Source organism: Marinobacter psychrophilus, from assembly GCF_001043175.1.
Lineage (GTDB): Bacteria > Pseudomonadota > Gammaproteobacteria > Pseudomonadales > Oleiphilaceae > Marinobacter > Marinobacter psychrophilus.
This window is the reverse complement of record NZ_CP011494.1, coordinates 2,601,982-2,614,190: the sequence shown is the minus strand read 5'-3', so window position 1 is coordinate 2,614,190 and position 12,209 is coordinate 2,601,982. Positions and strand designations below refer to the sequence as shown.

The 12,209-nt window shown below is 53.8% G+C and carries 10 protein-coding genes; 8 read left to right on the top strand and 2 right to left on the bottom strand.

Annotated features, from left to right (window positions below; translation table 11 throughout):
• Positions 1 to 35: 35 nt before the first annotated feature.
• From wecB to ABA45_RS19790, 7 genes are all read left to right on the top strand, one after another.
• A complete protein-coding gene (gene wecB, locus ABA45_RS11735) occupies positions 36 to 1,124 on the top strand; it encodes a non-hydrolyzing UDP-N-acetylglucosamine 2-epimerase (RefSeq protein ID WP_264753040.1) in 1,089 nt (362 codons plus the stop codon).
• Between the two features lie 183 nt (positions 1,125 to 1,307).
• The gene (locus tag ABA45_RS11730; protein ID WP_048386315.1) at positions 1,308 to 2,555 is read left to right on the top strand and encodes a glycosyltransferase family 4 protein; all 1,248 of its coding nucleotides are present in this window, start codon (positions 1,308 to 1,310) and stop codon (positions 2,553 to 2,555) included.
• Entirely contained in the window at positions 2,546 to 3,496 is a 951-nt protein-coding gene (locus ABA45_RS11725; RefSeq protein ID WP_227506022.1) for a UDP-glucose 4-epimerase family protein, read from the top strand. The genes ABA45_RS11730 and ABA45_RS11725 overlap by 10 nt, the downstream gene beginning before the upstream one ends.
• 4 nt (positions 3,497 to 3,500) lie before the next feature.
• Positions 3,501 to 4,058, top strand: coding sequence for a sugar transferase (locus tag ABA45_RS11720; RefSeq protein ID WP_048386311.1), 558 nt, complete (start codon positions 3,501 to 3,503; stop codon positions 4,056 to 4,058).
• A 35-nt stretch (positions 4,059 to 4,093) separates the two neighbouring features.
• Positions 4,094 to 6,046 carry a polysaccharide biosynthesis protein gene (locus ABA45_RS11715; RefSeq protein ID WP_048386309.1) on the top strand — a complete coding sequence of 651 codons (1,953 nt, stop codon included), beginning with the start codon at positions 4,094 to 4,096 and terminating at the stop codon, positions 6,044 to 6,046.
• Between the two features lie 68 nt (positions 6,047 to 6,114).
• Positions 6,115 to 7,620, top strand: a complete 1,506-nt coding sequence (locus ABA45_RS11710) for an MBL fold metallo-hydrolase RNA specificity domain-containing protein (RefSeq protein WP_048386307.1) — start codon at positions 6,115 to 6,117, stop codon at positions 7,618 to 7,620.
• Positions 7,621 to 7,684: 64 nt separating this feature from the next.
• Positions 7,685 to 7,813: a DUF2442 domain-containing protein gene (locus ABA45_RS19790; protein WP_406564633.1), complete on the top strand. Its 129-nt coding sequence runs from the start codon at positions 7,685 to 7,687 to the stop codon at positions 7,811 to 7,813.
• A gap of 117 nt (positions 7,814 to 7,930) precedes the next feature.
• Here ABA45_RS19790 and ABA45_RS11705 read toward each other — a convergent pair whose 3' ends face one another.
• Entirely contained in the window at positions 7,931 to 9,124 is a 1,194-nt protein-coding gene (locus ABA45_RS11705) for a trans-sulfuration enzyme family protein (RefSeq protein WP_048386305.1), read from the bottom strand.
• Between the two features lie 131 nt (positions 9,125 to 9,255).
• Entirely contained in the window at positions 9,256 to 10,353 is a 1,098-nt protein-coding gene (locus tag ABA45_RS11700; protein ID WP_053076181.1) for a zinc ABC transporter substrate-binding protein, read from the bottom strand.
• A gap of 266 nt (positions 10,354 to 10,619) precedes the next feature.
• Between ABA45_RS11700 and gltX the strand changes: the two genes are divergently transcribed.
• On the top strand, positions 10,620 to 12,107 hold the full coding sequence (gene gltX / locus ABA45_RS11695; protein ID WP_048386302.1) for a glutamate--tRNA ligase: 1,488 nt from the start codon (positions 10,620 to 10,622) through the stop codon (positions 12,105 to 12,107).
• Positions 12,108 to 12,209: the final 102 nt, after the last annotated feature.

Here is a 12,209-nt window from a genome sequence, read left to right as displayed (position 1 = left end):
TACTCGTTTTTGGTACCCGCCCTGAAGCCATAAAAATGGCGCCTCTGGTCAAAGCGCTTCAGGCTGACTCCTATTTTGATGCGAGGGTGGCGGTAACGGCCCAGCATCGGGAAATGTTGGATCAGGTTCTGGAGTTGTTTGCCCTGAAACCGGATTACGACTTGAACGTGATGCAGCCCGGGCAAGATCTTTACGATGTAACCAGCAAAGTGCTGCTTGGGCTGCGAGATGTACTCTTGGATTTCAAGCCGGAGTTGGTGCTGGTGCATGGCGATACAGCCACCACATTCGCGGGTACTTTGGCGGCGTTTTATCAGCAGATCCCTGTGGGTCATGTAGAAGCTGGACTGCGCACTGGCGATTTGTATTCCCCGTGGCCGGAGGAGGCGAACAGACAGTTAACAGGAAGGTTGGCTCACTGGCATTTTGCGCCAACCGAACGAAATCAGAATGCGCTGCTTGCTGAGGGCGTTGCTGAAGAAAAGATCTTGGTTACGGGTAATACGGTTATTGATGCGTTGCAGTGGGTGGTGCAGAAGATAGCGGATACGCCGGCGCTTCAGGCGCAAATTAACTCCGCATTGATATCAGCTGGTCTGCATTTTAATGTGGTTGACCAGCGATATGTGCTTGTTACCGGCCACCGCCGGGAAAATTTCGGCATTGGTTTTGAGAACATTTGTAAAGCATTGCGCGACTTGGCAGAAAAAAATCCCGAAACCCATTTTATTTACCCAGTGCATTTGAACCCAAACGTTTGGGAGCCGGTTCAACGCCTGCTCGATGGTCTGTGTAACGTCCACTTGATTGAACCACTCGGTTATGAACCTTTCGTTTTTCTGATGCAGAGGGCGTACTTAGTGCTGACTGACAGCGGTGGCGTACAGGAGGAGGCACCGGGCTTGGGCAAGCCTGTGCTGGTGATGCGAGGCAGCACCGAACGCCCAGAGGCCATAGAAGCTGGTACCGTGCGCTTAGTGGGTACCGATAGCAGCGTGATCCGTGATGCTGTTCAGGAACTTCTAGATGATGTGGCGGTGCATCAGCGTATGTCCCAGGCGCATAATCCTTATGGCGATGGCAAGGCATGCAATCGCATTGTTGAGTTTTTAAAGCAACAATGAAATCGCTACTGCCCTGCGACGATTGATGGCAACTGTTTTATCCTTTTTGGGAAAACAGCCCGTTTTAAAGGCAATTGGAATGATCTTTCTCCCCCAGTTATTTGGCATATCAAAAAACTCCCAAAAGTTATTGATAACGTTAAGGGAGTGTAAACTCACCACCCAAATTTCTTGGAGCTCTGATTGAAGGTTTTACTGCTAAGTTTTTATTTTCAGCCGGATTTGTGTGCGGGTTCTTTTCGTAACACAGCATTTGTGGAGTCGTTGCAGAAGACCCTGCCCATAAACAGTCAGATTCACGTGGTGACCACTCTGCCTAATCGCTATTTGGGCTTCAATGTGGGTGCTCTGGAAAATGAATCAAGTGATGGATTAACGGTAAAACGTGTGAAGTTGCCTGCTCATGCGAGCGGCATGGTGGATCAATCCCGGGCTTTTTTGGCATACGCGAAGCAAGTGAGTGCGTTTCTTAAAGGTAAAGAATACGACCTGGTTTTTGCCAGTTCCTCGCGCCTAATGACGGCCGTATTGGGCGCATGGGTTGCTCGCAAGCTCCGGGTGCCGCTGTATTTAGACATTCGGGATATTTTTGTTGATACGATTAAAGATGTTCTGCCTCGCAAGCTTTCTTGGCTAATGAAACCTGTGTTCAGCGTGGTAGAACGATGGGCAATATTGCGGGCAGGTCGTTTGAATGTGGTATCGGCTGGATTTTTGCCGTACTTCGAGTCTAGGTACCCTAACGTGCCAAAGGTCGTTTTCACCAACGGCATTGATGACGAATTTCTGCGTGTAGCGCCTAAGGTTAGCTCTGATAAAAGTAGTGTGGGCAATAGTACTGAGGGACTGAATGGTGCGCTGATTAAAGTGGTCTACGCCGGCAATATGGGCGAAGGGCAGGGGCTGCATAACATCATTCCTGACTTAGCGAAGGCGCTAGAAGGCCGGGCTAGATTTCGACTGATCGGTGGTGGCGGGCGTTTACGGCGTTTAGAAGAAGCTATTGCCCATGCAGGCTGCAGCAACGTGACGATAGAGTCCCCTGTTGAACGAACAGAATTGATACAGATTTACCAACAGGCGGACGTGCTGTTCTTACATCTTAATGATTATGACGCCTTCCGCAAGGTGCTTCCATCCAAGCTTTTTGAGTATGGCGCTATGGGCAAACCGATATGGGCTGGCGTTGCGGGCTACGCTGCCAGGTTCATAAACGAGAACCTTAGTAACGCGGCGGTTTTTTCTCCATGCGATGTCGCCGGTGCTGTTTCGGTTTTTGAGAGTCTTCTTATTGAAGATAAGCCCAGGCAAGAGTTTGTTAATCAGTTTTCCCGTGTAGAGATTATGGATGAGATGGCTAAGGACCTAGTTACGCTTGTAAACGAGAGTAAAAAAACGCAATTCAAGATTTCTTCGGAGAATTGCCAGTGAATATTTTACTAACGGGGGCCACCGGTTTTCTTGGGTTATGTTTGGCAAACGTTTTAAATACAGATGCTCGGTTTGACTTGACGTGTTTGGTCAGGCGGCCGAGGTCAACGGGCGCTGGTATGGACGTTTTAATGGATAGTCTCCAGTCCAACCAACAATGGGCCACTGCGCTAGCGGGGAAAGACGCCGTTATTCATGCTGCCGCGCGTGCTCATATCATGAACGATGAGATGCTGAATCCACTGGCGGAGTTCCGCAAAGTGAACGTAGAGGGCACGCTCAATCTTGCTCGCCGAGCTGCCACTGCAGGTGTAAAGCGGTTTGTTTTTATCAGTTCTATTAAGGTGAACGGAGAGCAAACCCCGCTAGGCAAGCCGTTTTTTTCATACGATGCGCCGTTACCCGAAGACTTTTACGGTACGTCTAAGCACGAGGCAGAAGTGGGCTTGCGCGAGCTGGCTGCCGAAACGGGTATGGAGGTTGTTATTATTCGCCCGCCTTTGGTGTATGGCCCAAGGGTAAAAGGCAATTTTGCCGGTATGATCAAGTTGGTCGGCAAAGGCCTGCCGTTGCCACTTGGTGCGGTGCATAACAAGCGCTCGCTTGTCGCTCTGGATAATCTAGTGGACTTGATCATTACCTGCATCGATCACCCCGGTGCAGCAAACGAGACGTTTCTGGTGAGTGACGGTGAGGACCTGTCGACAACTCAATTGCTTCAAGGTGTTGCGGGGGCTATGGGTAAGCCTTCGCGGCTTATTTCTGTTCCTGTGGGCTTGCTACAATTTGGTGCCGCCTTGCTGGGAAAAAAAGCTGTGGCTCAGCGTTTACTCGGTTCCCTTCAGGTTGATATCAGCCACACCCGAAAGTGTTTAAACTGGACTCCGCCGCTGACTGTAAAGCAGGGTCTTCAGCGTTGTTTTCCCAATCAACAGGATTGATTTTGTGATTCGTACTTTGGACTTTTTGTTTTCATTATTGGGCTTGGTGTTTGGTTTTCCGGTGTTACTGGTTCTTTACGTTATTGGTTTGTTTGACACCGGCTTACCGGTTTTTCGTCAGGAGCGGGTAGGGCAGCATAAAAAGCCGTTTACGTTGGTGAAATTTCGCACTATGTCTGTCAACACAGCGTCGGTTGCCAGTCACCTGGCGAGCAGTTCGTCCATCACCAAATTTGGGCATTTTTTGCGCCGTACTAAGCTGGATGAGTTGCCGCAGCTTTGGAATGTGTTGAAAGGTGAGATGAGCCTCGTTGGCCCACGGCCTTGCCTTTTTAACCAGGAAAAATTGATTCAGGAGCGGGAACAGCGTGGGGTGTTAGCCGCTCGGCCGGGCGTGACTGGTTTGGCGCAGGTCAATAATATTGATATGTCTACGCCTGGGCTACTTGCAGAAACGGATGCCAAAATGCTGACGAATCTGACGGTGGCAGCTTACTTCAAATATATTTTGATGACAGTATCGGGCAAAGGCACTGGCGACCGTGTTCCGGGTCGAGAGTAATTTTGGTTCATCGGCCAGGAAAACCAAGGGTTACTATGTTTAACGCATTCCTTAAATTGTCCCGTTTCAAAAAGCGTGTCATTTCCTTAACGGTGGACTTTATCGCGCTGTCTTTCGCGCTTTGGGCCTCTTTTGCGCTGCGCCTGGACGTGGGCTTGTGGGAACCAAACAGGGGCCAAGCGCTGATTTCGCTGCTTACGGTGGTGTTTACGCTGGGCGTTTTTGTTCGCCTTGGCTTATACCGCGCGGTTATTCGTTATATGAGCGACCGGGCCTTCATAACCATCATCACCGGCGTTGCCGCTTCTGCTTTGTTGCTGGTGGTGCTTAGCTACGGTTTGCATGTGTTTGTCCCTCGTTCCGTTCCGCTGATTTATGCTGCGCTGGCGTTTATCTTTGTTGGCGGTAGCCGCATGAGCATGCGCATGCTGGTTCAATATTCGTCTGGGCGCGACAAGGAGCGCGTAGCCATTGTGGGGGCCGGTAAAACCGGTGTTCAGCTGGCTAAAGCGCTTCAGCAGGGTGACGAATATCATCCCGTTATGTTCATCAGTTTGATACCTGCCAATCATAAAACCCTGGTTGTGGGTTTGCCGGCGTTTGCGTTGAGCCACTTGAAAGAGGCTGTGAGCAGCCACGGTGTTCAGCGCCTGTTGTTGGCGGTGGATGCGGATATAGAGGTAAATCGTCGTGAATTGTTAACGCAGCTGGAAAAATTGAATTTGCCGGTACAAACCGTTCCGTCGTTCTGTGAAGTGATTGCCGGCCAGGCGCGCATTAACGATATTCGCGATCTTGAAATTGAAGACTTGCTGGGGCGCGATCCGGTGCGGTCAGACAACGCCCAGGTAGCGTCGTCGCTGTTTGGGCGTTCGGTGATGGTGACCGGTGCCGGTGGTTCGATTGGTTCCGAATTGTGCCGGCAGATTATCAGCCACCAGCCAAAATGTCTGGTGCTGTTTGAGCAGTCCGAATTTGCGTTATACGCCATCGAGCGCGAGCTTCAGCAAATTAACGCTGCGGAAGGTTTGAATGTGTGTGTGCACCCGCTGTTGGGCAGTGTGGTGCATCGTCGCCGCTGTGAAACGGTGATGCGCTCGTTTGGGGTGCAAACGGTGTATCACGCGGCGGCTTACAAGCATGTGCCGCTGGTAGAGCACAATGTGATTGAAGGTGTGCAGAACAACGTGTTTGGCACGTTGCACACAGCCGAGGCGGCAGTAGCGGCGGGTGTTGAGTTGTTTGTGCTGATTTCTACTGATAAAGCGGTAAGGCCCACCAACGTGATGGGCGCCAGTAAGCGCATGGCGGAGTTGGTGTTGCAGGGGCTGGCTCAGCGCCAGAGCGACACGGTTTTCTCTATGGTGCGTTTTGGTAACGTGCTGGGCTCGTCTGGGTCTGTGGTGCCTTTGTTCCGGGATCAGATTAGCAGCGGTGGCCCGGTGACGGTTACCCATCCGGACATTATTCGCTATTTCATGACCATTCCCGAAGCCAGCCAACTGGTGCTGCAGGCCGGTAGTATGGGCCAGGGTGGCGAGGTGTTTGTGCTGGACATGGGCGAGCCGGTGAAAATTGCGGACCTGGCCCGTAAGATGATGCATTTGATGGGCCGCCGCGAAAGAACCGCCGAGCAGCCAGATGGCGAGATAGAGCTGGTGTTCAGCGGGCTGCGCCCAGGTGAAAAGTTATTTGAAGAGCTGTTGATTGGTGATGATCCGCAAGGCACTGCCCACCCACGTATTATGATGGCCCGTGAAGTGTGTATGACCTGGCCAAAGGTAGCGGATACGGTGAAACAACTGCAACACGCCAGTCAGGCGTTTGATTGTGAGGAAGTGCTGTCTATTCTTAAAGCCGCGCCGACGGGTTTTGCGCCTAATGGGGGCGTTGGGGATTTGGTGTGGAATCTGAATCCGCAGCCGGTCATACCCAGAACCATCGACACAGATTTCGAAGCTGTGTCGATGGCTGGAAATGAAAAGTGAGTTGTCCCCTGCAGGTTGACGTCTAACGTTCAGGAGTTGGTTCACTTTTTAGCAACAAGGAGGTTGTTATGATCAATATTTCCCATCACGGCGCTGTTTCTGGCGTTACCGGCTCTTGCCACGAGCTGAGCATTACCCCTTCTGACCGATCGCATCCTTCCGCCGGTATTCTGATTGACTGCGGCCTGTTCCAGGGCGCAGACGCCGCCGGCAAGTCATCGGTTGCTGACCTTTCTATTGATTTCCCCCTTGCTCACATTCGTGCCCTGGTGCTTACCCACGTGCACATAGACCACGTTGGCCGCATACCTTATTTGCTGGCGGCGGGTTTCAGCGGGCCGATTATCTGCACTGAGCCTTCAGCCATTATGTTGCCAGAGATTCTGGAAGACGCCCTGAAAATTGGCTTCACGCGGGATAGGGCGTTGATTGAACGGGTGCTGGGGCTTATTCGCCAGCGCTTGGTGTCGGTGCCTTATGGGCAGTGGCATTCGGTGTTTGTGGCGGATGACGAAACCGGTGGTTCTTTGGATGTTCATTTTCAACCGGCAGGTCACATTCTGGGGTCGGCGTATGTGGAATGTGATGTTACCGCAGTAGGGCAAGAGGGAGCGCACGGTGCAGAAGGCGAAGGCGAGCATGTCGGGGAACAGGGCGAGCTGGTTAATGAGCGCATAGTCTTCAGTGGTGATTTAGGTGCTGCCCACGCGCCGCTGCTGACGGCACCGGTGTCGCCAAAACGTGCTGATCGGTTGGTGATTGAAAGCACCTATGGTGATAAGGACCACGAAGACCGCACTACACGACGTTTGCGTTTAAAGCAGGTGTTACAGAGCGCCCTGGCTGACGGCGGTACAGTCATTGTGCCGGCGTTCAGTATTGGCCGAACACAGGATTTGCTGTATGAAATTGAAAGCCTGATTCATGAGTTTGGCGCTGAGCCGGTGGCGCTGGGTGTGCCATGGCAGAATCTGGAGATTGTGGTGGATTCGCCTTTGGCGGCAGAGTTCACTCGTATTTATCGCAAGTTAAAACCCATGTGGGACGCGGAAGCCCAGGAAGTGCTGAGCCAGGGACGGCATTCGTTGGGTTTCGACCAGCTTACGCTGATTAACAGTCATGCGAGTCATCTTGAGGCGGTTGAGTACCTGGCCAGTTTCAAGCGCCCGGCGGTGGTGTTGGCGGGTTCAGGTATGTGCGCGGGTGGCCGGGTGGTGAATTACCTGAAAGCGATGCTCGGCGACGCTCGTAATGATGTGTTGTTCGTGGGCTATCAAGCCTCGGGCACACCAAGTCGGGATATTTTAAAATACGGCAGCAACGCCGGCGTGGGAACACCGGATCAGGCTGGCTGGGTGGAGCTTGATGATAAACGTTACCCCATCTGCGCGCGCATTCACCAAGTAGGCGGTTACTCCGCCCACGCGGGGCAGAGTGACTTGCTGAATTTTGTGTTGGGTATTCCAAATGCGCCCAGGGAAATTCGGCTGGTGCACGGTGATGATGGTGCTAAGGCGGCGTTGAAGAAGCTGTTTGAGGCTGAGGTGAAATCTCAGGTTGTTATAGCGGAATAGCGAAGTAGCGGGGACGCGTGAAACGCGAATAGTTTCGTCAACCCGTTATAGGCGCAACACTGGCATGGTTTCCAGATTACTTCACGCGGACCCAGTGAGCCGTCAAGATTTTGAGTTGAGTGTGCATGGTATTCATTGGGACGCACTGGATGAGGACTTCAGCGTTAAAGGGGCTCCTGGCTGGCCTTGGTGACCAAACCCGCCGCAACAAGAAAAGAGCGGCTTAGCAGTGCGTCCGGGAACAGATTTCAAGTCTGTTCCCGGGAAAATCTAGAGGGGCCGGATTTGAAACCCGTCCCCGGGCGAGCAGTCACTCCCCCAAACTGTCCAGCGCCTGCTCCAAATCTGCAATCAAATCCCCCGCATCTTCAAGCCCCACCGACAACCTCAGTAAGCCATCACTGATGCCCCTTTGTGCCCGGTCTTCGGGTGTCAGGCGGTAGTGGCTGGTGGCGATTGGCTGGCTGACCAGGCTTTCTACACCGCCCAGGCTGGTGGCCAACAGAAACACTTGCAGGTGGTCTTCTACCGTTTCTGCCGCTTTGCCGCCACCGATCACGTCAATACTGAGCATACCGCCGAAGCCGTGCATTTGTTGCCTGGCGAGTTGGTGGCCGGGGAAATCTGGCAGACCGGGGTAGAGTACGCGGCTGACTTTCGGGTGTTTTTCCATGGCAATGGCGACGGCCATGGCGTTTTCGTTGTGCTGGCGGACTCGTACGTGCAGGGTTCGTAGGCTGCGCGACAGAAGCGCGGCCATTTCCGGTGCCAGTATCTGGCCCAGGCTTTTACGCCAGGCGGCGACGGGTTTGGCGAGTTCTGCGCTGGACATGAAGGCGCCGGCGGTTAAGTCGCTGTGGCCGGCCAGGTATTTTGTGGCGCTGTGCATGACCAGGTCCGCGCCCAGTTCCAGCGGACGCTGGTTGATGGGGCTGGCGAAGGTGTTATCAACGGCTAATAAGGCGCCCTTAGCGTGAGCACGGCGGGCCAGGTCGGCGATGTCGAGTATAGCCATGGTTGGGTTGGCCGGGGTTTCGCAGTACACCAGCATACCGGGTTTGGTCAGGTGCTGTTCCAGCTCATCCAGCTGTTGGTTCAGAAGGAAGGTAAAGGGAATGCCCAGGGGCTCGAAATGATTCATCAGCAGTTCCTGGGTGCCGCCGTACAGATCGCCTGCGCACACTATGCCGTTGCGGCCATGGGCAAATAGGGTGGCGGAGATGGCCGCCATGCCGGAGGCAAACGCCAGTCCGGCCTGTGCTGATTCCAGCTGCGCCAGCCCCTGTTCCAGCTCTTTGATGGTGGGGTTGGTGCCCCAGCGGGTGTAGAGGTTGCCGTCGTTTTCACCTTTTACCACGGCCAGCTGCTCGGCGGTTGTGTCGAAGCGGTAGGTGGTGGTGTTGTATACCGGCGAGTAAGGGCTGCCTTGCTGGTCCCGATGGCGCCGGTTGTGAATGATGCGGGTGGCGGGGTGGTGATTGGGTGACGGGCTGTGGTCGGGCATGGCTGAGGCTCCTTTTTGGGGGAGCAGTTTCTCATAAAGCTTACCTTCGGGACAGATTTGAAATCTGTCTCGAAGGACGAAGCCAAAGCCAAAGCGGGGACGGATTTGAAATCCTTCCCCTGGCCCTCTCCCTAGCGGCAGTTCAGCACGGCATCGGCGATGCTTTGTTGGAACTGCTCATAGCCTTCGGGCGTGGCGGGTATGTCTGTGGCCAGTGGGTCCCAGGTGCTGAAGGTGATGTCTAGGCCCTCTGTGATGCTTTTCCACCATTGAGTGTTGAACTGGGGTTCGGTGAGCAGGCAGGCGCTGCCGGCTTGTTTTAGCTGGTTTTGTACTTCGGCGATGTGTTTGGCGCCGGGGCTGAGTGCCGGGTTCAGTGTGAGTACGCCTTGCAGTTGCAGGCCGTAGTGTTCGGCGAAGCGGGTGAAGGCGCTGTGGTAGGAGAACAGTGTCCGGTTTTGCAGCGGTTCGAGTTGCTCGCGGATGCTGGCTTCGCGGGCATTCAGGCGTTGTTCAAACGCTTCCAGATTTTGCTGAATGGCCTGGGCGTTGGTGCTGTCCAGTTTTGACAGCGTTTGGGCGATGGAGTGGGCCATCTCAAGCGCTTGTTGTGGATCTACCCAAATGTGTGGGTCGTCACCCGTGCCGTGGTCGTGATTGTGTTCATCATCAGCCTGGGCATGCTCGTCGCTGTGTTCGCTGTGTTCGCTGTGTTCGCTGTGTTCGCTGTGTTCGCTGTGTTCGCTGTGTTTTTCTTTGTCAGCGTGATCGTTGTGTTTGTCTTCGTCACTATGACCATCGTGTTTTTCTTCGTCAGCCTGGTGTTGTTGATGGTCATTGTGCTCACGGCTTTCATCATCGTCGGCGTGGGGGGCTTCTTCGTTACGGTTGTCGGTTTGGCCCATCAGTTGATGGGTTCTGCCGCTGAATTCGTTATTGGCCAGCAGGCCAATAAGAAAGCTTTCCACCTCTGGCCCTACCCAGAAGATGGCGTCGGCCTGCTCCAGTGCGCGGCGCTGGGACGGGCGCAGGGTGTAGTTGTGCGGGCTGCCGCCCGGGGCGACGAGGCTGGTAACAGTGACGTCATCGGTGGCCACGGCGCGTACCAGTAGTTCCAGCGGTTTGATGGATGTGACTATCTGTGTGTCGGCGGCTGCGGGTAGGGCAGCGGCGAGTGTTATCAGGCCGGTCACAAAAACGGCGTGGGGCAGGCGTAGTTGGGTGTTCATGGCTTGGTGTTCCATTCAGATTTATCAGGGTAGGCGGCGGTGGCCGCCGAGTGCTTTGAGAATGTTATAATATTACTTTAATGAGGTGCGGCGCAAATGCAGTCTTAAGCGAAAGCGTTGGTGGCAATGCGGTTTACCGGTTTGGTCGTTATAATGGAAGACTAATTGACGATTAACGGCCACTTTCCAGTCTTTCAGGCTCTCATTTTATTCTCTAATGCTCTTATTCCCAGGCTATTCTCGGGAATTTATTTCAGGAACCATCCATGACTTTAGTCCGTACCCGAATTGCCCCGTCGCCCACTGGCGATCCGCACGTTGGCACCGCTTATGTAGCCTTGTTCAACCTGTGTTTCGCACGCCAGCACGGGGGCCAGTTTATTTTGCGCATTGAAGACACCGACCAGGCCCGCAGTACACCGGAATCCGAACAGGAAATTTTGACTGCGCTGCGCTGGCTTGGTTTGAACTGGGATGAAGGCCCCGATGTGGGCGGCCCCCACGGCCCTTATCGCCAATCGGAGCGCAAGGATTCTTACGCCCAGTACGCTGAAGACCTGGTTACGGCCGGCCATGCGTTCTATTGCTTCCGCACGCCGGAAGAGCTGGATGTGATTCGTGAAGAGCGCAAGGCCGCGGGGCTGAACCCGGGCATTAAGGGCAATCTGGAGCTGTCACAGGAAGAGGTGCATCGTCGCCGGGAAGCGGGCGATTCCTTCGTCATTCGCATGAAAGTGCCCAACGAAGGCGTGTGCGAAATTGCCGACATGCTGCGCGGTATCATCGAGATCGACTGGGCCCAGGTAGACTGCCAGATTTTGCTGAAGTCTGACGGCATGCCCACGTACCACTTGGCGAACGTGGTGGACGACCACCTGATGGAAATCACTCACGTGCTGCGCGGTGAGGAATGGATTAACTCGGCGCCCAAGCACAAGCTGCTGTATGAGTATTTCGGCTGGGACATGCCGGTGCTGTGTCACTTGCCGCTGCTGCGTAACCCGGACAAGAGCAAACTGTCGAAGCGCAAGAATCCTACCAGCATCAATTTTTATGAGCGTATGGGCTTTCTGCCGGAAGCGGTGACCAATTACCTGGGACGCATGGGCTGGTCGATGCCGGATGAGCGCGAGAAGTTCACTCTGGACGAGATGATCAGTGATTTTGATATTCAGCGAGTGTCGCTGGGTGGCCCGGTGTTTGATGTTGAGAAACTGCGCTGGCTGAACGGCCTGTGGCTGCGGGAAGAGCTCAGCGATGAGCAGTTTCTGCAGCGTATGAGTCAATGGTGGTTCAATCAGAACGATTTGGCGGCGCTGGTGCCGTTTGTGAAGGGCCGTGCCGACGTGTTCTCGGATGTGGCACCCATGGCCCAGTTTATGTTCAGCGGCATGTTGCCGTTGACGCCAGAGAGCTTCGCTCACAATAAATTGGAAGAAGGGCAGGTTAAGCGGGTACTGCAGTTTACGTTGTGGCAACTGGAGGCTCAGCGCCACTGGAGTAAAGACAACATATTTGCCGATGTGAAGTTTCTGGCTAAGGCGATGGACCTGAAAATGGGCGATTTCATGTTTGCTGTGTTCGTGGCGATTGCCGGTACGCCGAATTCCTGGTCGGTGATGGACTCTATGGAACAGTTGGGGCCAGACATGACCCGTGCGCGTTTGCGCCATGGGTTGGAAGTTTTGGGTGGTTTTTCCAAGAAGGAAACCAAAAAGGTAGAGAAAGAATACGCTGCGTTGATTGTGGAATAATCAATCTGTTCAATCGGTAAGCGCTATCTGGTTAATTATTAAACGCGAGCGGCAGGGATGCCGGTGGATTTTGACAGACCTGAAAAAAGTGACAGAAAAGGG

Excerpts from the sequence above, each read along its gene's own strand:
- ABA45_RS11715 (WP_048386309.1), top strand. The coding sequence starts at position 4,094 with ATGTTTAACGCATTCCTTAAATTGTCCCGTTTCAAAAAGCGTGTCATT.
- ABA45_RS11710 (WP_048386307.1), top strand. The coding sequence starts at position 6,115 with ATGATCAATATTTCCCATCACGGCGCTGTTTCTGGCGTTACCGGCTCT.
- ABA45_RS11700 (WP_053076181.1), bottom strand. The coding sequence starts at position 10,353 with ATGAACACCCAACTACGCCTGCCCCACGCCGTTTTTGTGACCGGCCTG.
- ABA45_RS11705 (WP_048386305.1), bottom strand. The coding sequence starts at position 9,124 with ATGCCCGACCACAGCCCGTCACCCAATCACCACCCCGCCACCCGCATC.
- ABA45_RS19790 (WP_406564633.1), top strand. The coding sequence starts at position 7,685 with ATGGTTTCCAGATTACTTCACGCGGACCCAGTGAGCCGTCAAGATTTT.
- gltX (WP_048386302.1), top strand. The coding sequence starts at position 10,620 with ATGACTTTAGTCCGTACCCGAATTGCCCCGTCGCCCACTGGCGATCCG.
- wecB (WP_264753040.1), top strand. The coding sequence starts at position 36 with ATGGCGCCTCTGGTCAAAGCGCTTCAGGCTGACTCCTATTTTGATGCG.